Source organism: Serratia sp. GW822-FHT06D09, assembly GCF_058799515.1.
The window spans coordinates 206542-225021 of record NZ_JBXALO010000001.1 but is presented as its reverse complement, the minus strand read 5'-3'; the positions used below and the strand labels follow the sequence as shown (position 1 = coordinate 225021).

The following is an 18480-nucleotide window of genomic DNA, read 5'->3' as shown; positions in this document are numbered from 1 at the left end:
GTGTTTGATGCCAGCATACACAAGCGGGTAACGACGTGGAAAGGGGAAAGCCGCGCTAACGTGCGGCGGATCGGGTACCGGTCAAAATAGCGACGGCTGTTCGGGTAGCGGCTCATCGGGCTGTTTATTGGCTCGCTGAAGGCGCAGGAAGCGTTGGTGACACAGGCGCAGCACATCCCTTTTTTGCGCATCGCTCATTTGCATCCAGCCAAAGCGTTCTTCGCGGCTGCGCAGGCAGCCACGGCAAAAGCCTCGGTCATCGGCCTGGCAGATACCTCGGCACGGGCTGGGGATGTCAAAAAACTCAAGCTGCTGCGGCACGCGTCCTCCTGTTATCTCTTGCTAATTGAAGACGCCATCGGCGCCGCTGGCAAGTGACTTTTCGGTGTGGCGGCGAAAATAGTCGCGCAAGTAACGCAGCGCCTGGCGATTTTTCTCCGGCATCGCCCGCTCGAGCGTCATCGCATGCAGCCGTAACGGTGTCGGCCGCCATTCAGGCATCAGTTGGATTAACTCACCGCGTTGCAGCTCATCTTCTATTTCATACAGGGGTTGAATCGAGATCCCCAAACCATTGCGGGTGAAGGCGCGCATGACGGTCATGCTGTCGCTGACAATCTGCCCTTCCGCCAGACGCAATTTAAGCTGCTGGCCGCTCTGGTGATGCAAATCGAGATGCGCACCGCTGAAAGCCCCGGTGATCCATCGGTGTTGCACCAGGTCTTGTGGCGTCTCCGGCACGCCATGCTGGCTGAGATAGCGAGGAGCGGCACACAGCACCATCGGCCATTCGGCCAGCGGGTGGGCAATCATATTGGCGTCCGCCAGTTGACGATTAACCCGCAGCGCAATATCGATACGTTGATCAATCATATCGACAATCCGGTCGTCAGCCAGCACCTTCAGCGTCAGCTTGGGATGCGCCTGCAACAATGGCGCCATCGCCTCCGCTAACGGGCGACCACCGATACCGATGGTCGTCGCGATGCGCAATTCTCCCACCAGGGTATCGCGCAGTTCCGCCAGACGCTGTTCGGCCTGCTGTGCCTGAAACAACATCGCCTCACAACCGGGATAGAACGCCGCCCCCGCTTCGGTGAGCGCCAGGCGGCGTGTAGAACGGTGCAACAAGGGCACGCCAAGCGTTTTTTCCAGTGAGCGCAGGTGCTGGCTGACCGCTGACGGCGTCATTCCCAGTCGCCGGGCGGCTCCGGCTAGCGATCCTTCGGCCACCACGGTGGCGAATACCGCCATTCGATTCAGTTTATCCATGATTATGAAGTTTTACTTAATCAAGAAAGCATGAATATGGCACTAATCAACATCATTGTTAAGTACTACATTATCTATACCCGCTCGGGTCAATCTGAGCAGAAAGTTAATACTGACCCCATTACTGACAGGAGCATAAAGATGAAAGTAGCCATTATTGGAGCAACAGGTTTTGTAGGCCGCCGCGTGCTGGATGAAGCTCTGGCACGTGGACTGCAAGTCACGGCGATTGCCCGTCAGCAAAAAGACCTGCCGGAAAACGCCAACCTGAGCATAGCGCTGGGCGACATCGCCGACACCGAATGGCTGGCGAAACAGCTGGCCGGTCAGGATGCGGTGATCAGCGCCTATAACCCAGGCTGGGCGGAAGACAACCTTTACGAAAAAACCAGCCGCGGCGCACAGCAGATCCTGGACGCGGTTAAAAAAGCCGGCGTTAAACGCCTGCTGGTGGTGGGCGGTGCCGGCAGTCTGGAAGTCGCGCCGGGCGTTGAATTGGTGGACACGCCGGAATTCCCGGAAAATATTCGTCCAGGCGCACAAGCGGTACGCGATTTACGCAACAAACTGCGTAACGAGACTTCGCTCGACTGGACCTATTTGTCGCCAGCTGCCCTGTTGGAACCTGGCAAGCGCACCGGCCAGTTCCGCCTTGGCACTACCAAACTGTTGATGAATGGCCAGGCGCCAGCCGGTATCTCGGTGGAAGATCTGTCGGTCGCCATCATCGACGAAATTGAAAAACCGCAGTTTATCAAAGCGCAATTTACCGCCGCTTACTGATATCGCATCGCCAGACCATCCCCCGGTCTGGCGACCTTTTTTCTAAACCAAAACTAAACGACTTCGCCACCATTCTGAATCTCTAAGGTTTTCTTAAGTTTCATCCTGTAAATTTCAGCGCATTACTTAATAGCAGGACTTAGATTTGGCAATGTGGTTACGTCAACGCTTACAGTGCAACAGCCTGGGTTTTATCCTCGCCAGCGCCTTGTTCTTCACTCTGTTCCAGAATGCGTTATTCCTTCATAAGGCCTGGTCGTATATCAGCTTCGATAACGTCCACAGCGTTATTTTCGCCGCCACCATGCCGGTAGTGATTTTTTGCGCGTTGAATATCATCTTCAGCGTGCTGACCGTGCCCTTCCTGCGTAAACCGCTGATGATTTTCTTCCTGCTCGGCAGCGCGGCCGCCAACTACTTTATGTTCAGCTATGGCGTGGTCATCGACGGCAATATGATGCAAAACGCCTTCGAGACCAACCCGCAGGAAGCCACGGCCTTGCTGACACCCCGCATGGGGCTGTGGCTGGTGTTGCTCGGTATTCTTCCGGCGGTGGTGGTCTGCTTTACCGATATCCGAAAAACTCGCCCCTGGTGGTACATGGCCGGGCTGCGAGCCGCCAACGTGATGCTTTCCGTGGTGGTGATCCTGATTATCGCCGCGCTGTTTTATAAGGACTACGCTTCGCTGATCCGCAATAACAAAAGCGTAGTGAAAATGCTGACGCCTTCCAACTTCGTCGCCGGCACCATCAAGTTTACCCAGCAACGCTACTTCACCCGTAACCTGCCGCTGGTGAAAATTGGTGAAGATGCGCGCAAAGGGCCGCTGATAGCCTCACAGCAAAAGAAAACCCTGGTGATCCTGGTGGTGGGCGAAACGGCGCGCGCCGAGAATTTCTCGCTCGGGGGCTACGGCCGCGAAACCAACCCGCGCCTGAAACAAGACAATGTGACCTATTTTAAAAACGCCAGCTCGTGTGGCACTGAAACCGCCATATCCGTCCCCTGCATGTTCTCCAACATGCCGCGCAAGGATTACGATGCGACTCTGGCTACGCATCAGGAAGGTGTACTAGACGTACTGGCTCATGCCGGTGTTAACGTGCTGTGGCGTGAAAATGACGGCGGCTGCAAAGGCGCCTGCGATCGCGTACCGCACGTAGACATGACCAAGCTGAAATTGCCGCAGGATTGCGACGGCGATGTGTGCATGGATAATGTATTGCTGTACAAACTGAACGACTACATCAACAGCCTGAAAGACGACGGTGTGATCGTACTGCATCAGATGGGCAGCCACGGGCCGGCCTATTACCGCCGCAGTACGGCAGAGTTCCAGAAGTTCTCGCCGACCTGCGACAGCAATCAGATCCAGGATTGCACCCACGAGCAGTTGGTTAATACCTATGACAATTCGCTGCTTTATACCGACGCCATGCTGGACGACACCATCAAACTGCTGCAGCAGTACAGCGGGAAATTCAATACGGCGCTGGTGTACCTTTCCGACCACGGTGAATCATTGGGTGAAAACGGTATGTACCTGCACGGTACGCCCTATGTCTTCGCTCCAAGCCAGCAGACCCACGTTCCCTTCCTGATGTGGATGTCTGCAGACTATGAGCGCAACTTCAAGATCGATCGCCAGTGTCTGAACAATATGGCGGAAAAGGACGAAGTCTCGCAAGACAACCTGTTCCATACCCTGCTCGGCATGATGAACGTGCAAACTCGCGAGTATCAATCGCAGTTGGATATTCTGCAACGCTGCCGCAGCGGTTCATAACCGCTTAACATCTTCACCCCGCTCGGGCAAAATACCGCTCATCGCAACCGGCGTTCTTACGCCGGTTTTTTTATTGCTATTGACCTAGACCGATTGGTCTATTATGCTGACAGCCATTATGACTAAACATGCGCATTGCCCGACAGACACCCGTGAACATTTGCTCGCTACCGGCGAGACGCTAAGCCTGCGCCTTGGTTTTACCGGCATGGGGCTGAGTGAACTGCTGAATACGGCCGGGGTGCCGAAAGGCTCGTTCTACCACTACTTCCGTTCGAAAGAAGCCTTTGGTGAAGCGATGCTGCAACGTTATTTCGAGCATTATGATGGGCAAATGAAACAGCTGTTTGCCGACGATAAAAGCGATGCGCGCCACCAGTTGCTGAGCTATTACGCCCAGGCAATCAGCTATCACTGCCGCAGCGAATGCCACAATGCCTGTCTGGCGGTGAAGCTTTCCGCCGAGGTGAGTGATCTGTCAGAACCGATGCGTCATGCATTGGAAACGGGAACCGCCCGGGTGATTGCTCACCTGCAGGATGCGATTGAACGCGGTATCCGCGAAGGCGCCTTGTCGATTGCCATGAGCCCGGCAGCAACGGCAGAAACGCTGTATTCACTGTGGCTTGGCGCTTCGCTGCGTGCCAAAATCCGCCGCTCGGTCGCGCCGTTGACCAGCACGCTGGAAAGTATTGAATTGCTGTTGCGTCCGCCGCAACCTTAAACGAAACACCCTGGCTTTATCGAAACTTGCCCTGTGGGGCAGTTTTATTACATTACTAGTCGACCGGTCTATTAATATAGGATGCACTATGAAGATTGAAAAGTTGTTCTCCCCGTTGAAGGTTGGCGCTGTCACCCTGCCAAACCGCGTGTTTATGGCCCCACTGACGCGGCTGCGCAGCATTGAGCCCGGCGATATCCCTACTCCGTTAATGGGCGAATATTATGCTCAACGCGCCAGTGCCGGCCTGATCGTCACTGAAGCCACTCAGATTTCTTTCCAGGCGAAAGGCTATGCCGGCGCTCCGGGGCTGCACACTCCTGAGCAGATCGCCGCGTGGAAAAAAATCACTCAGGCTGTACACGATAAGAATGGCCATATCGCCGTTCAACTGTGGCACGTGGGCCGTATTTCCCACAACAGCCTGCAACCGGGCCAGCAGGCACCGGTGGCCCCTTCTGCGATCAATGCCGACACCCGCACCACCGTGCGTGACGAAACCGGCGCCTGGGTACGAGTGCCGACCTCTACCCCACGAGCGCTGGAAACCGAAGAGATCCCGGTGATCATCAACGATTTCCGTCAGGCAACCGCCAACGCGCGTGAAGCCGGCTTTGATTTTATCGAGCTGCACGCTGCGCACGGCTATCTGCTGCACCAGTTTATGTCGCCAGCGTCTAACCAACGTACCGACCAATACGGCGGCAGCATCGAAAACCGCACTCGCCTGACGTTGGAAGTGGTTGACGCGAGCATCGCCGAATGGGGTTCAGAACACATTGGCATCCGTATTTCACCGCTGGGTCCGTTCAACGGCCTGGATAACGGGGAAGATCAGGAAGAAGCGGCGCTGTATCTGGTGGAAGAGCTGAACAAGCGCAATATCGCTTATCTGCACATTTCCGAACCCGACTGGGCCGGCGGCAAGCCTTATTCCGACGCCTTCCGTGACTCGGTACGCGCCCACTTTAAAGGCGTCATCGTCGGTGCCGGTGCTTATACCGCCGAGAAAGCAGAAGAGCTGATTAATAAAGGCTTTATCGATGCGGTGGCCTTCGGCCGCAGCTATATCGCCAACCCGGATCTGGTAGAGCGCTTCAAGCAGAATGCTGCGTTGAACGAGCCGCAGCCTGCCACCTTCTATGGCGGCGGTGCAGAAGGTTATACTGACTACCCGACGCTGTAATAACGCGGAATACCAGATAAGAAAGCCCGTCGGTATGCGAATGCCGGCGGGCTTTTGTCATTTTTCGGTTCAGGGGCAATTTAACGAAGACCCAGCTTTCCCCAACGTTCGATCTCAGCGGCGTCGATATTGTTCATTATGGTGCGGAACCAAACGGTAAATTTATCAGGATGGTTTTTTATCTCCTGGGCTAATTGCCGAATATCGACCCACAACCAGCTGTGGGCCTCTTCGGGATCCTCTTGCGGTTCACCGTCAAACAAGCCCACGTAAATATGATCGAATTCGTGCTCAATTAAATCGCCTGGCACTTCCGCGCGGTAGGTAAAACTCGATACCTGCAGTAGCTCAGTGCAAAAGCCCATCTCTTCCTGCAACCGCCGCTGTGCAGCTGCCTGCGTTGCCTCTCCCCAGCGCGGGTGACCACAGCACGTGTTGGTCCACAACCCGGCAGAATGGTATTTACCGTAAGCCCGCTGTTGCAGCAGCAGTCTGCCCTGGCTATTAAATATAAAAATTGAAAACGCCCGGTGCAGTAATCCCTGCTGGTGCACCAGCGTTTTGGTTTGCGACCCCACGGAATTATCTTCGGCGTCCACCAGAATCAGCATTTCGTCCATTAATGATCTCCTTCGGCAGTAGCCATCATTCCACACGGGTAAAAACAAAAAAGCATATTAACCAGATCCAAATGTATAAATTGAGGCCATTCACCCTGAGTCTGGATCGCTATCCGACCCTGCTGTTCCTTGCGAGGGGTATAGTACCTATTTCCATCAACCATAGGGCACATACTGTGCGATTGCTATTGATAAGGTGACAATGTCACCGAAACTCTGCCACTCCCGCCCCGGCATACATTGAAATCCCTTATGCGGCAACGCTATACTGAATTTCGCTTCAATCCATCCGCCATTGGCAACGGCACATCCAATCAGAGGAATTATGCGCTTACTCCATACCATGATCCGCGTCGGTGACCTGCAACGTTCCATCGACTTTTATACCAAGGTATTAGGCATGCGCTTGCTGCGTACCAGCGAGAACCCGGAATACAAATACTCGCTGGCGTTTGTAGGCTATACCGATGAAAGCGAAGGTGCGGTGATTGAACTGACCTATAACTGGGGCACCGACAGCTACGAAATGGGCAGCGCGTTTGGCCATTTGGCGCTGGGCGTCGACGATGTCGCTGCAACCTGTGACAGCATCCGTAACGCCGGCGGCAAGGTTACTCGCGAAGCCGGCCCGGTTAAAGGTGGCACCACGGTGATTGCCTTCGTTGAAGACCCGGACGGTTACAAGATCGAACTGATCGAGAACAAACATGCTGGGCATGGTCTGGGCCACTGAGGTCGATTAAGGGCGCTTCCTGCGCCCTTATTTTTATCTGCGTGATAACCGCCTGCAACCGGGCGCAAAATTTGCCATAATGCGCGCTGCATTCGATGAAGATAAGAAACTGATGGCCGAAAAAAGTGATCTTAACGCCCTGAGTGGCCGTTTTCGTGGGTTTTACCCCGTAGTCATAGACATAGAAACTGCCGGATTTAATGCCAAAACCGACGCACTGCTGGAAATTGCCGCCGTTACGTTAAAAATGGATGAAAACGGCTGGTTGCAGCAGGACGAGACCCTGCACTTCCACGTGGAGCCTTTTGAAGGTGCCAACCTGCAGCCGGAAGCGCTGGCCTTTAACGGCATAGACCCAAGTAACCCATTGCGCGGTGCGGTCAGTGAGCACGATGCGTTGCACGCTATTTTTAAAGCCGTGCGCAAGGGCATTAAGGATCGTGGCTGCAACCGGGCAATCATTGTGGCGCACAATGCCAATTTTGATCACAGCTTCCTGATGGCCGCCGCAGAGCGCGCCAGCCTGAAACGTAACCCCTTCCATCCATTCGCCACCTTTGATACTGCGGCGCTGAGTGGGCTGGTACTGGGGCAGACGGTGTTGGCCAAAGCCTGCATCGCCGCCAATATCCCGTTCGACAGTTCCCAGGCACATTCTGCCCTGTATGACACCGAGCAAACCGCGTTGCTGTTCTGTGAACTGGTTAACCGTTGGAAACGCTTGGGTGGCTGGCCACTGGCAGTCGAAAACACCGACTAAGACAAAAAAATCGGGCGGCCCAGTCTTCACTGGTGCCGCCCGATGGATCCCAACAATAAAACCGAGCCGATTATGGCTGCTGGTCTTCCTGCTGTTTGTACTTCTCTGCCGTTTCTTTGATCAGCTGCTGCAGTTCGCCGCGCTGATACATTTCGATGATGATATCGCAGCCGCCTACCAGCTCACCGTCGACCCACAGCTGTGGGAAAGTCGGCCAGTTGGCATATTTCGGCAACTCGGCACGGATGTCCGGGTTCTGCAGAATATCAACGTAGGCAAAGCGTTCGCCACAGGCAGACAGCGCCTGCACGGCTTGCGCAGAGAAACCGCAGTTTGGCAATTTCGGTGAACCTTTCATGTACAGCAGAATCGGGTTCTCAGCGATCTGGTGCTGAATTTTTTCAATCGTCGTCGTCATTGTATTGCTTCCTCAAGCCAAGTCTTATGGCTACAACATGCATCACACCGGCCATTGTAGCGGCTGGAACAGTCGCAAGAAAACGCCATCTTTTGCAAGGGCATTTCCCCGTAGTCAGTCGCGTCTTACCGGCAAAGCCTTTCCGGTCAAAACATATGCGCAGAATAACATTTTTAATCTGGCCATTTCACTAATATATTTTGCCATCAAAATGCGCCGTTAAATAATCCCGCCGACGGTGATTGTCGCTTTTTTATACATCAACGGATTGATTTTTCAGCAAAAAAAATGCCATTAACGTTTTCTCACAATATGGATTATCATTTATGAGTTCTTCGCTGTTTTATATGGCGAAATTCGGGAATACTGTCCTTCTTTCGATATCTGTTCCGGGGCCAAGGTTGGTAACGTCGACATGCGTTTAATTCTTACGCTTTTTGTGCTGTTGTTTACACAGCTATTCTTCAATCTGGCGCATGCTGCGCCACAGGCGCGTATTGCCGCCGAGCAACGTAAAAGCCATGTCAACGAAGCCCGGCCAGATGACCGCAAGAAAAAGAAAGCGGTAAAAGCCAGCAAAAAAGCAAAAACCACCACCCCGCAGAAAACCGCCAAGGTTTCCAAAGCCAAAACGGAAAAAACCGCTAAAAAGATCGTCAGCGCCAAATCGAAAGGCAAAACTCAGAAAATAGCCAAAATCAAAGTTACCCCGCCGAAAAAGGGTTACAAAAAAGGCTATGGTCGCCACCGCGAAGCCGGGATGGCCACCGCAAAACTGGTGCGTGATGATAAACCGTTGAAGCTGACTCCAGCGCACAAAAAACGCTATCAGCACGCCAAGCAAACCGCGATGGCCAAGCTGATGGACCAAATGGGCAAACCTTACCGCTGGGGCGGTACTTCACCAAGAACCGGTTTCGACTGCAGCGGCCTGATTTACTACGCGTATAAAGACGTGGTGAAAATCAAAATGCCGCGCACCGCCAACGAAATGTATCACCTGCGAGACGCTGCGCCGATCAAGAGAAGCGAACTGGAAAGCGGTGACCTGGTGTTCTTCCGCATTAATAACCGCGGCGTGGCAGACCATGTTGGCGTTTATCTGGGCAACGGCAAATTTATTCAGTCACCGCGTACCGGTGAAGAAATTCGGATCAGCCAACTCGACAATGACTACTGGCAAAACCATTACATCGGCGCCCGCCGTGTAGTAACACCGAAAACCATTCGATAATTTCTTTGGCGGCTGGCTTGCCCAGCCGCTCTCCCCTGACTGATTTTCCTGCTGTTCCTAAAGCACCCAATCCTTTAGCCCGCCCCCACTGTATTTCATCGCGAAAATTGCTAAGCTAAATATCCACAATAAAAACAGGTCAATTTAAGGTCCGTTGCTTTAGCGGCGAGTTGACACTGTACAAGGAGGAAGCAATGTCGTTTGAACTGCCCGCACTACCTTATGAAAAAAATGCCCTCGAACCGCACATTTCGGCAGAAACCCTGGAATACCACTATGGCAAGCATCACAACGCCTATGTGGTCAACCTGAACAATTTGCTGAAAGGCAGCGAGTTTGAAGGATTATCCCTTGAAGCAATCATCAAGGCTTCCAGCGGCGGCATCTTCAACAATGCGGCTCAGGTATGGAATCACACCTTCTATTGGCACTGCCTGTCACCTCAGGGCGGTGGAGAGCCTCAGGGCAAATTGGCTGCCGCGATCAACCAGGCTTTTGGTTCTTTTACCGCCTTCCGGGAACTATTCAGCGACGCCGCGGTGAAAAACTTTGGCGCAGGCTGGACCTGGTTAGTGAAAAAGCCGGATGGCTCGCTGGCGATTGTTAATACGTCGAATGCGGCCACGCCGTTGACCGGTGAAGACAAACCGTTGCTTACCGTCGACGTTTGGGAACACGCCTATTACATCGATTATCGCAACGCACGACCGGCCTACCTGGAAAACTTCTGGGCACTGGTTAACTGGGCATTTGTGGAGGAAAATCTGGCGTAACGCGGGGAAATACAACCAGGCGTAGCGAACTGCGCCTGGTTGACTGAAGAGTATCAGTTCAATGCTGCGGTGAAGCTAAAAGCGATAATCACAGCCAGCGCACCCAGGGTGGTGAACAGTGACATTTTCAAATCGGTATCCATTACAACTCCTTTTCAGATTGGGTTTCCCAAGGGTAAAAGGCACACAATTAATGTGTTAAACCATTTTCCCACAGTTGGCCGATAAAATCTTGTTATCATTTCCCAGTTTATAATACCGATTACCTCTTCCCCTTTTGCTCAATATGGGACAAAATTCGCAGTTCACAACTGTGTACCGGCAAAATGCCCCTCCTGACCAAGCGCTGACGACTTCAACACACTAAAAACTCAGTTTTCGCTTCTTTGGAGAAGGATCTACGCAGGCAAACGATTAACATCACACTTACATACTGCAACATGTGAGTTCAGGAGTCATTCTTTACATGGCAACGATTAAAGATGTGGCCAAACGCGCTGGCGTTTCCACCACCACCGTTTCGCACGTCATCAATAAGACTCGTTTCGTCGCCGAAGAAACAAAAGCGGCCGTTGGCGCCGCGATCAAAGAGCTGCACTATTCACCCAGCGCCGTGGCGCGCAGCCTTAAGGTCAATCACACCAAATCTATTGGTCTGCTGGCCACATCGAGCGAAGCACCCTACTTTGCCGAAGTGATCGAGGCGGTGGAAAACAGCTGCTACAGCAAAGGCTATACGCTGATCCTGTGCAACTCACATAACAATCTGGACAAACAACGCGCCTATCTGGCGATGTTGGCGCAAAAGCGCGTCGATGGCCTGTTAGTCATGTGTTCGGAATACCCGGACCAACTGCTCGGCATGCTGGAAGATTATCGCAATATCCCGATGGTCGTCATGGATTGGGGCGCCGCACGCGGTGACTTTACCGACACCATTATCGATAACGCCTTTGAAGGCGGCTATCTGGCCGGGCGCTACCTGATTGAACGCGGCCACCGCGATATCGGGGCCATTCCGGGCCAACTGGCGCGTAATACCGGCGGCGGCCGCCATCAGGGCTTTTTAAAAGCCATGGAAGAAGCCAATATCGACGTGCGTGAAGAGTGGATTGTTCAGGGCGACTTTGAGCCGGAATCCGGCTACAAGGCCATGCATCAGATACTGTCGCAGAAGCAACGTCCTACCGCAGTCTTCTGCGGTGGCGATATCATGGCCATGGGGGCGATCTGCGCCGCCGATGAACTTGGCCTGCGCGTACCACAAGACATATCGGTGATTGGCTACGATAACGTGCGAAACGCCCGCTACTTCACCCCGGCACTGACCACCATTCATCAGCCCAAAGAGCGTTTGGGCGAGATGGCCTTCACCATGCTGCTGGATCGCATCATCAGCAAGCGTGAAGAGTCGCAGGTGATTGAGGTTCATCCCAAGCTGGTTGAGCGCCGTTCGGTCGCTGACGGCCCGTTCATCGATTATCGCCGCTAATTATCTACGCCGGACACTCTCGCGGTTTCCGGCGTCATTCTTCGCTTAGCCACTCCTGATTCAAGGTTTCACTGTCTCCCAGATAATCCAGCAACCAGGCCATAGCCGGTGACGGCGTATTTTGCTGCCAGGTCAGGCAACAAGGACTGGCGGGAAATGGCTGTTGCAACTGTAGCGCCACCAGCTCCCCGCGCTGCACCAAAGGCAATACCTGATGCGCGGGCATCATACCAACGCACAACCCGGCACACAGGCAGTCCACCGCAGAAGCCCAGTCCGGCACCACCAGGCGGCGCTGGTTGTCCAACGTCCAGGTCACGCGTTTGGGCAGGTTGCGCGAGGTATCTTCCAGGCACAGTGACGGAAAGGGCCGTAGTTGATCGTCGTTCAACAGCCCCTCTATCGCGGCCAGCGGGTGATGCGGACTGGCCACGCACAACCAACGCATATCTCCCATATCGCGAAAGGCGAAACCGCCGCCCACCGGCACCGCCCTTGTGGCGCCGATCGCCATATCGGCACGACCGTCCACCAGCGCATCCCATACGCCATTAAACACCTCCGGCTGAACCAGCAATTCGACGTCGGGGAAATGGCGGTAAAAATCCAGCACCAATTGGCGACTGCGTTGGGGTTTAACGATGATATCCACCGCTATTTTCAATTGGCCCCGCCAGCCGTTAGCGACCTGTTGGCACTGTCGGCGCGTGTCGAGCATTTTTTTGATGACACCACGCGCTTCCTGAATAAACAGCACGCCCGCCGGTGTCAGTTCCACGTCGCGATGACGGCGCTCAAACAGCGGTACCGCCAGCCATTGCTCCAACTGCCGCACCGTATAACTTACCGCCGACGGTACCCGATGCAGCTCCTGCGCCGCGGCGCTGAAACTGCCGGTGCGGGCCACCGCATCGACGACATCCAGGGAATATTCAGACCACATAGCTTTGCCTTCAATTTTTTTAACAGCACCTCGCAAATATTACCGTTTCACAAGCAGAGATCCAGCCGGATACACTTGCCGGCGCTAAAAACCTGCGACAATAAAATATTAACGAGAAATACCATGCGAAATTCCTTTGGTTTTATGTTCTACCTTGCCGGCCTGAGCATGCTGGGTTACCTGGCCACCGATATGTACCTGCCCGCTTTCGGCATGATGCAACAAGATCTGCAGATTTCCCCCGGGGCAATCAGCGCCAGCCTGAGCATCTTCCTGGCCGGGTTTGCCTTTGCACAACTGCTGTGGGGCCCGCTTTCCGATCGCCTCGGCCGTAAACCGGTGTTGCTGATCGGTCTGGCGCTGTTTGCCCTCGGCTGCCTCGGCATGCTGTGGGTGCAAAATGCCGTGCAACTTTGGTCGCTGCGCTTTATCCAGGCGATTGGGGTTTGCTCGGCTGCCGTTACCTGGCAGGCCTTGGTAATTGACCGCTATCGCGAAGGCAAGGCTAACCGCGTGTTCGCCACCATTATGCCGCTGGTAGCCCTTTCCCCGGCGCTGGCGCCGTTGGTGGGTGCCTGGTTGCTGAATCACATGGGCTGGCGCGCCATTTTCGCCGTGTTGCTGGGCATTACCGTGCTTTTGCTATTGCCGACGCTGCTGCTGAAAGAAAGCGCCAAAACCGTGCCTTCCGACGACAATAAGAAAAGCGCGCTCAGTTTCTTCCAACTATTAAAGTCACGCATCTTCAGTGGCAACGTTATGATCTTTGCCGCCTGTTCTGCCGGCTTCTTCGCCTGGCTGACCGGTTCACCGTTTATTCTTGGTGATATGGGTTATAGCCCGAACGACATCGGTCTGAGCTATGTGCCGCAGACTCTGGCGTTCTTATTAGGGGGCTATGGCTGTCGTACCGCATTGAACCGCATGAATGGCAACACCTTGTTGCCTTGGCTGTTGGTAGTTTATGGCGTCAGTATGGTTGCATTATATCTGGTTGCCACCCTGACTCAGCCCACGCTCACTACGTTGTTAATTCCGTTCTGCGTGATGGCGTTGGTCAACGGAGCCATTTACCCTATCGTGGTAGCCAATGCGTTGACCCCCTTCCCGGAGGGCACCGGTAAAGCTGCCGCCTTGCAAAACACCCTGCAATTAGGCCTGTGTTTTGTCGCCAGCATGCTGGTTTCGGCCTTTATCGCCCAGCCTCTGTTGGCAACGGTCACGGTAATGGTGTCGACGGTGGTATTGGCCGCGTTGGGCTATTTGATGCAACGGAGAAAGGTAATGGACGATCGACAGGCGACGCGTCAGGAACATGCTAACTCCGCGTCATAATTGCCAGTATTAATAATCACTTAAAGAATATTTTTGCCGAGTGCGATTTACAGTTGAGTAAGCGCCTCGGCAAGCCTATACTCAAAAACGACCTTTAAAAATAACACTTTTATAATTTCTTTATCACTAGCAACTGTTGTGTACGCGTATGGCGTCACAGTTTTTTAAGGATTGTCTTTCCCGCGTTTCTTGCGCTGGAACCTTCTTAAAATTTTCCTCTGTTCATAGTCGGATATCAGACGCCACGGGATTCTTACCGTAGGTAAACGTATGCACCCGCAGAATTTGTCTAAGCTATTTTTTGACGGGTCATAAGTCAGAAGAAGGTGATGGAGAAGCTATGAGTTCATCGTGTATAGAAGATGTGAGCATCCAGGACAACCAATGGTACCGTATCGCTCATGAAATGCTCAGCATGGCCGGTATTGAAATAAACGGCTCGCGCCCTTTCGATATTCAGGTTAAAAATCCTAATTTTTTTAAACGCGTGCTGCAGGAGGGTTCTCTCGGCCTGGGCGAAAGCTATATGGACGGCTGGTGGGAATGCGAACGGCTGGATATATTCTTTCATCACGTGGTCCGCGCCGGTCTGGAAAAGAAATTGCCCCGCCACCTCAAAGATACCCTGCGAATTGCCGCCGCGCGATTAACCAATCTGCAATCGAAGAAACGCGCCTGGATAGTCGGCAAAGAACATTACGATCTGGGGAACGATCTCTTTACCCTGATGCTGGACCCTTATATGCAATATTCCTGCGCCTACTGGAAAGAGGCGACCACGCTGGAAGAAGCGCAGGAAGCCAAATTACGGATGATTTGCGAAAAGCTGCAGCTGCAGCCGGGTATGAATTTGCTGGATATTGGCTGTGGCTGGGGCGGGCTTTCTGCCTATGCGGCGAAAAACTATGGCGTTTCGGTGGTGGGCGTAACCATTTCTGCCGAGCAGCAAAAGCTGGCACAGGAGCGCTGTGCCGGGCTGGACGTCGAGATCCTGCTGCAGGATTACCGTGATTTGCATCTGCAATTTGACCGTATTGTTTCCGTCGGTATGTTTGAACACGTCGGTCCGAAAAATTACCGCACCTACTTCAACGTGGTGGAACGTAATTTAAAACCGGACGGCCTATTCCTGCTGCATACCATTGGTTCGAATCGGACAGATATGAATGTTGACCCGTGGATCAACAAATATATCTTCCCGAATGGCTGCCTGCCGTCGGTTACCCATATTGCCCAGGCCAGCGAAGGGCATTTTGTGATGGAAGATTGGCACAATATTGGCGCTGACTACGATCGTACCTTGATGGCGTGGTACGAAAGATTCAAACAGGCATGGCCGCAGTTGGCCCAACGTTATTCGGATCGTTTCGAACGCATGTTCAGTTATTACCTGAACGCCTGCGCTGGAGCATTTCGCGCCCGTGACATTCAACTCTGGCAGGTGGTATTCAGCCCGAAAGGCGTAGAAGGCGGTATCCGCGTGACGCGCTAAATATGCACAATAAAAAACCCCGGCCAATTAACCGGGGTTATTCTTATACATGACCTGCAAAAGCATCAGCCGCAATACACGCGAATGATCTTATCCTCGCTGTCGCCCAGGAAATTCAGGCGGCGCAGGTTGAAGTCCATCGTAACCGCTGAGTTATACGGAATCGCACGTACCTGCGACTCAATTCGTACGCCTTCCAGCGAAGACATCGGTTTACCGACATAATTCTGGTATTGCGCCGCACCACAGGTGTCGCTATCGGCATCCACTGTCGGGTTGGCCGCGCCCTGGTCCGGCGAACTGCTACAAGCACTCAGCGCCAGCAGCGCCGTTAACATCAACGTTTTCCCATAAAACTTCACGCGATTGCTCCTCTCTGGTGGGTCGTTTGTCAGATCTTCTGCGCCAGCGCGCTCGCCGCCGCCATTGCCGCCTCGCGGCTTGCCAACACCCGTTCAACGGTGTCTACCACCGCCTGCGTTTGCGGGTCGATCTCAATATTCACCTTATCACCCAGGCGTTTTTTGCCCAGCGTGGTACGTTCCAGCGTTTCCGGGATCAGATGCACGCAAAAACGATTATTCACCACTTCACCGATGGTCAGGCTAATTCCGTCAATACCAATAAAACCTTTGTGCAGAACATATTTCATCAGTTCCGCATTCGGCATACGTAACCATACCTGACGATTATTCTCGGAGGTATAAATCTTGGCAATTTCCGCCGTGCAGATAATATGGCCGGACATCAGGTGACCGCCAATCTCATCATTAAACTTGGCCGCCCTTTCGATGTTAACCACATCGCCCAACGCCAGTTCACCAAGGTTGGTCAGGCGCAGCGTTTCTTTGATCAAATCAAAGCTGACGCGGTTACCTTCTACCGCCGTGACGGTCAGGCAGCAGCCGTTGTGCGCCACAGACGCACCGAGCTCCAATCCAGGCAGCAGCTCGGTAGGCATTTCTATGACGTGGGTACGGAAGTTGGATTTTTCATCAATGGCGACCAGCGGCGCGGTGCCTTGTACGATACCGGTGAACATGTGAGCCTCTTCTTTCTGAAAATGTTTAAAGCGCTTGGGGCAGTTTGCCCCAGTTGGCGAGGAAAACCAAACCCGTGGCGACAAAAAGTCTGTGCCTGCGCATTTAATAACTATTTCATCACAGCATTTGCTTAACCTCGCCGAGCGGGTACAATCTTTTTGACAAAATTCCGCTATTTTTAATTGTTGTCCTTTCGCGACGACCCTCCCCTCCATCATAAATAAATAGAAAAGGTGTATGCGTGCAGAAGTACTTCATTGAAGCGCGTAGTTTATTGGCCCTCGCAATCCCGGTAATCATCGCGCAAATATCACAAACCGCAATGGGTGTGGTAGACACCATTATGGCCGGTGCGTACAGCGCCACAGATATGGCGGCGGTTGCCGTCGGTACCTCTATTTGGCTGCCTGCCATTTTGTTCGGGCACGGCCTGTTGTTGGCGTTGACACCGGTCATCGCCCAGCTTAACGGCGCGGGCCGACGAGATCGCATTGCTCATCAGGTGCGTCAGGGCTTTTGGCTGGCGGGGGCGGTCTCGTTGCTGGTGATTATCGTGCTGTATAACAGTAAGTTCGTCATCGACTTGATGCACAATATCGACCCGCAATTGGCGGATAAAGCCGTGGGCTATCTGCACGCCATCATGTGGGGCGCGCCGGGCTATCTGTTCTTCCAGGTACTGCGCGGCCAGTGCGAAGGGCTATCGAAAACCAAGCCGGGCATGGTGATTGGCTTCCTCGGCCTGCTGGTGAATATCCCGATCAACTACATCTTTATCTACGGTAAATTCGGCATGCCGGAATTGGGTGGCGTAGGTTGCGGCGTGGCGACCGGCAGCGTTTACTGGTTTATGTTCCTGGCGATGCGTTGGTACGTGAAGCGCGCCCCGTCGCAGCGCGATATTTTGCCACACGAAGGCAGCAGCCCGCGGCCCGACTGGCCGGCAATAAGACGCCTGTTCGGCATCGGTCTGCCGGTCGCGCTGGCGCTGTTCTTCGAAGTCACGCTGTTCGCCGTCGTCGCTCTGCTGGTCTCTCCATTGGGCATCGTTTCGGTGGCCGGGCATCAGATTGCCCTGAACTTCAGCGCGCTGATGTTCGTGTTGCCTATGTCGTTGGGCGTCAGCGCGACTATTCGCGTTGGCTATCGGTTGGGTGAAGGATCGGTCGAAGGCGCGCGGATTGCCGCTTATTCGGCTATCGGCGTCGGTATCCTGATGGCCTGCTGCACCGCGCTGTTTACCGCCACCTTCCGCGAGCAAATCGCCCTGCTGTACAATGACAGCCCGGCGGTAGTGGCCATGGCATCACAGCTGATGCTGTTGGCAGCCATTTACCAGATCTCCGATTCTATTCAGGTGATTGGCAGCGGCGTTCTGCGTGGCTATAAAGATACCCGCTCAATCTTCTTCATCACCTTTATCGCCTATTGGGTGCTGGGTCTGCCCAGCGGGTATCTGTTGGCGTTGACCGACATTGTCGTCCCGGCGATGGGGCCTAGCGGCTTCTGGATTGGGTTTATTATCGGGCTGACCTTCGCCGCCATCATGATGGCCTTACGTATGCGTTGGCTGCAAAAACAGCCTGCGGCACTGATCCTGCAGCGCTCTACCCGCTAACTATCACCACCGGTCGGTTACGCCGACCGGTGGCTTCAGCAGCATGGATTGCAGAAAAAACCGCCGCACTGCACACAAGCGCAGCAATCGCGTGAAATACCGGATAAAATTACGTTTTTCTCCTTGCCAGCGCGCGGGTAGCTCGTTAATATTCGTCCCCGCTGTCAGCCATGACAGACAGGAAAAGATGCGTCCGTAGCTCAGTTGGTTAGAGCACCACCTTGACATGGTGGGGGTCGGTGGTTCGAGTCCACTCGGACGCACC

Annotated in this window: 20 protein-coding genes and 1 tRNA gene; 13 read left to right on the top strand and 8 right to left on the bottom strand. The window is 53.7% G+C overall.

From position 1 onward, the window contains the following. Nucleotides 1–81: 81 nt before the first annotated feature. Nucleotides 82–321, bottom strand: coding sequence for a DUF1289 domain-containing protein (locus AC1RKG_RS01080; RefSeq protein WP_115058942.1), 240 nt, complete (start codon nt 319–321; stop codon nt 82–84). Between the two features lie 21 nt (nt 322–342). After that, nucleotides 343–1272: a LysR substrate-binding domain-containing protein gene (locus tag AC1RKG_RS01075; RefSeq protein WP_041414527.1), complete on the bottom strand. Its 930-nt coding sequence runs from the start codon at nt 1270–1272 to the stop codon at nt 343–345. Nucleotides 1273–1413: 141 nt separating this feature from the next. On the opposite strand from AC1RKG_RS01075, the gene AC1RKG_RS01070 reads away from it, so the two are divergent. The 4 genes from AC1RKG_RS01070 to AC1RKG_RS01055 all read left to right on the top strand — a co-directional run bounded on the left by AC1RKG_RS01070 (nt 1414) and on the right by AC1RKG_RS01055 (nt 5754). Beyond that, nucleotides 1414–2055 (top strand): NAD(P)-dependent oxidoreductase, encoded by a 642-nt coding sequence (locus tag AC1RKG_RS01070; protein ID WP_187962801.1) that lies wholly within the window; start codon nt 1414–1416, stop codon nt 2053–2055. Nucleotides 2056–2206: 151 nt separating this feature from the next. After that, complete coding sequence (gene eptA, locus AC1RKG_RS01065; RefSeq protein ID WP_493181718.1) at nt 2207–3844, top strand: phosphoethanolamine transferase EptA; 1638 nt, start codon at nt 2207–2209, stop codon at nt 3842–3844. A gap of 103 nt (nt 3845–3947) precedes the next feature. Further along, on the top strand, nt 3948–4568 hold the full coding sequence (locus AC1RKG_RS01060; RefSeq protein WP_187962799.1) for a TetR/AcrR family transcriptional regulator: 621 nt from the start codon (nt 3948–3950) through the stop codon (nt 4566–4568). An 88-nt stretch (nt 4569–4656) separates the two neighbouring features. Continuing rightward, nucleotides 4657–5754 (top strand): alkene reductase, encoded by a 1098-nt coding sequence (locus AC1RKG_RS01055; RefSeq protein ID WP_493181716.1) that lies wholly within the window; start codon nt 4657–4659, stop codon nt 5752–5754. An 80-nt stretch (nt 5755–5834) separates the two neighbouring features. Here the strand turns inward: AC1RKG_RS01055 and idi are convergent, their stop codons facing one another. Beyond that, nucleotides 5835–6374 carry an isopentenyl-diphosphate Delta-isomerase gene (gene idi, locus AC1RKG_RS01050; RefSeq protein WP_493181714.1) on the bottom strand — a complete coding sequence of 180 codons (540 nt, stop codon included), beginning with the start codon at nt 6372–6374 and terminating at the stop codon, nt 5835–5837. Nucleotides 6375–6699: 325 nt separating this feature from the next. Here idi and gloA point away from each other — a divergent pair, with 325 nt between their 5' ends. Together gloA and rnt are read left to right on the top strand one after the other, a co-directional pair. Then, nucleotides 6700–7107 (top strand): lactoylglutathione lyase, encoded by a 408-nt coding sequence (gene gloA, locus AC1RKG_RS01045; protein ID WP_041414525.1) that lies wholly within the window; start codon nt 6700–6702, stop codon nt 7105–7107. Between the two features lie 79 nt (nt 7108–7186). Then, nucleotides 7187–7867, top strand: a complete 681-nt coding sequence (gene rnt / locus AC1RKG_RS01040) for a ribonuclease T (protein WP_020826674.1) — start codon at nt 7187–7189, stop codon at nt 7865–7867. A gap of 70 nt (nt 7868–7937) precedes the next feature. On the opposite strand, the gene AC1RKG_RS01035 is transcribed toward rnt, so the two are convergent. Continuing rightward, nucleotides 7938–8285 (bottom strand): Grx4 family monothiol glutaredoxin, encoded by a 348-nt coding sequence (locus AC1RKG_RS01035; RefSeq protein WP_020826673.1) that lies wholly within the window; start codon nt 8283–8285, stop codon nt 7938–7940. Between the two features lie 415 nt (nt 8286–8700). On the opposite strand from AC1RKG_RS01035, the gene AC1RKG_RS01030 reads away from it, so the two are divergent. Beyond that, a complete protein-coding gene (locus AC1RKG_RS01030; protein WP_020826672.1) occupies nt 8701–9519 on the top strand; it encodes a C40 family peptidase in 819 nt (272 codons plus the stop codon). 194 nt (nt 9520–9713) lie between these two features. Next, a complete protein-coding gene (gene sodB, locus AC1RKG_RS01025) occupies nt 9714–10292 on the top strand; it encodes a superoxide dismutase [Fe] (protein ID WP_174574128.1) in 579 nt (192 codons plus the stop codon). A gap of 53 nt (nt 10293–10345) precedes the next feature. On the opposite strand, the gene cydH is transcribed toward sodB, so the two are convergent. After that, nucleotides 10346–10435 (bottom strand): cytochrome bd-I oxidase subunit CydH, encoded by a 90-nt coding sequence (gene cydH, locus AC1RKG_RS01020; protein ID WP_020826670.1) that lies wholly within the window; start codon nt 10433–10435, stop codon nt 10346–10348. Nucleotides 10436–10758: 323 nt separating this feature from the next. Here cydH and purR point away from each other — a divergent pair, with 323 nt between their 5' ends. Continuing rightward, nucleotides 10759–11784 (top strand): HTH-type transcriptional repressor PurR, encoded by a 1026-nt coding sequence (purR, locus tag AC1RKG_RS01015; protein WP_020826669.1) that lies wholly within the window; start codon nt 10759–10761, stop codon nt 11782–11784. A gap of 34 nt (nt 11785–11818) precedes the next feature. Here purR and punR read toward each other — a convergent pair whose 3' ends face one another. Further along, complete coding sequence (punR, locus tag AC1RKG_RS01010) at nt 11819–12727, bottom strand: DNA-binding transcriptional activator PunR (RefSeq protein WP_122079117.1); 909 nt, start codon at nt 12725–12727, stop codon at nt 11819–11821. A 123-nt stretch (nt 12728–12850) separates the two neighbouring features. Here punR and punC point away from each other — a divergent pair, with 123 nt between their 5' ends. Together punC and cfa are read left to right on the top strand one after the other, a co-directional pair. Continuing rightward, entirely contained in the window at nt 12851–14062 is a 1212-nt protein-coding gene (gene punC / locus AC1RKG_RS01005) for a purine nucleoside transporter PunC (RefSeq protein ID WP_404779826.1), read from the top strand. Nucleotides 14063–14402: 340 nt separating this feature from the next. After that, a complete protein-coding gene (gene cfa, locus AC1RKG_RS01000) occupies nt 14403–15554 on the top strand; it encodes a cyclopropane fatty acyl phospholipid synthase (protein WP_046373697.1) in 1152 nt (383 codons plus the stop codon). A gap of 65 nt (nt 15555–15619) precedes the next feature. On the opposite strand, the gene AC1RKG_RS00995 is transcribed toward cfa, so the two are convergent. Next, the gene (locus tag AC1RKG_RS00995; RefSeq protein ID WP_020826665.1) at nt 15620–15916 is read right to left on the bottom strand and encodes an I78 family peptidase inhibitor; all 297 of its coding nucleotides are present in this window, start codon (nt 15914–15916) and stop codon (nt 15620–15622) included. Nucleotides 15917–15945: 29 nt separating this feature from the next. After that, the gene (locus AC1RKG_RS00990; RefSeq protein WP_493181712.1) at nt 15946–16596 is read right to left on the bottom strand and encodes a riboflavin synthase subunit alpha; all 651 of its coding nucleotides are present in this window, start codon (nt 16594–16596) and stop codon (nt 15946–15948) included. Nucleotides 16597–16838: 242 nt separating this feature from the next. Here AC1RKG_RS00990 and AC1RKG_RS00985 point away from each other — a divergent pair, with 242 nt between their 5' ends. Continuing rightward, entirely contained in the window at nt 16839–18215 is a 1377-nt protein-coding gene (locus AC1RKG_RS00985) for an MATE family efflux transporter (RefSeq protein WP_142815288.1), read from the top strand. 189 nt (nt 18216–18404) lie between these two features. Beyond that, nucleotides 18405–18478 (top strand) — tRNA-Val (locus AC1RKG_RS00980). Nucleotides 18479–18480 lie beyond the last annotated feature (2 nt).

Bases quoted from the DNA above. Each gene is read 5' to 3' on its own strand.
- AC1RKG_RS01075 (WP_041414527.1), bottom strand. From the start codon at position 1,272: ATGGATAAACTGAATCGAATGGCGGTATTCGCCACCGTGGTGGCCGAA.
- AC1RKG_RS01070 (WP_187962801.1), top strand. From the start codon at position 1,414: ATGAAAGTAGCCATTATTGGAGCAACAGGTTTTGTAGGCCGCCGCGTG.
- eptA (WP_493181718.1), top strand. From the start codon at position 2,207: ATGTGGTTACGTCAACGCTTACAGTGCAACAGCCTGGGTTTTATCCTC.
- AC1RKG_RS01060 (WP_187962799.1), top strand. From the start codon at position 3,948: ATGCTGACAGCCATTATGACTAAACATGCGCATTGCCCGACAGACACC.
- AC1RKG_RS01055 (WP_493181716.1), top strand. From the start codon at position 4,657: ATGAAGATTGAAAAGTTGTTCTCCCCGTTGAAGGTTGGCGCTGTCACC.
- idi (WP_493181714.1), bottom strand. From the start codon at position 6,374: ATGGACGAAATGCTGATTCTGGTGGACGCCGAAGATAATTCCGTGGGG.
- gloA (WP_041414525.1), top strand. From the start codon at position 6,700: ATGCGCTTACTCCATACCATGATCCGCGTCGGTGACCTGCAACGTTCC.
- rnt (WP_020826674.1), top strand. From the start codon at position 7,187: ATGCGCGCTGCATTCGATGAAGATAAGAAACTGATGGCCGAAAAAAGT.
- AC1RKG_RS01035 (WP_020826673.1), bottom strand. From the start codon at position 8,285: ATGACGACGACGATTGAAAAAATTCAGCACCAGATCGCTGAGAACCCG.
- AC1RKG_RS01030 (WP_020826672.1), top strand. From the start codon at position 8,701: ATGCGTTTAATTCTTACGCTTTTTGTGCTGTTGTTTACACAGCTATTC.
- sodB (WP_174574128.1), top strand. From the start codon at position 9,714: ATGTCGTTTGAACTGCCCGCACTACCTTATGAAAAAAATGCCCTCGAA.
- cydH (WP_020826670.1), bottom strand. From the start codon at position 10,435: ATGGATACCGATTTGAAAATGTCACTGTTCACCACCCTGGGTGCGCTG.
- purR (WP_020826669.1), top strand. From the start codon at position 10,759: ATGGCAACGATTAAAGATGTGGCCAAACGCGCTGGCGTTTCCACCACC.
- punR (WP_122079117.1), bottom strand. From the start codon at position 12,727: ATGTGGTCTGAATATTCCCTGGATGTCGTCGATGCGGTGGCCCGCACC.
- punC (WP_404779826.1), top strand. From the start codon at position 12,851: ATGCGAAATTCCTTTGGTTTTATGTTCTACCTTGCCGGCCTGAGCATG.
- cfa (WP_046373697.1), top strand. From the start codon at position 14,403: ATGAGTTCATCGTGTATAGAAGATGTGAGCATCCAGGACAACCAATGG.
- AC1RKG_RS00990 (WP_493181712.1), bottom strand. From the start codon at position 16,596: ATGTTCACCGGTATCGTACAAGGCACCGCGCCGCTGGTCGCCATTGAT.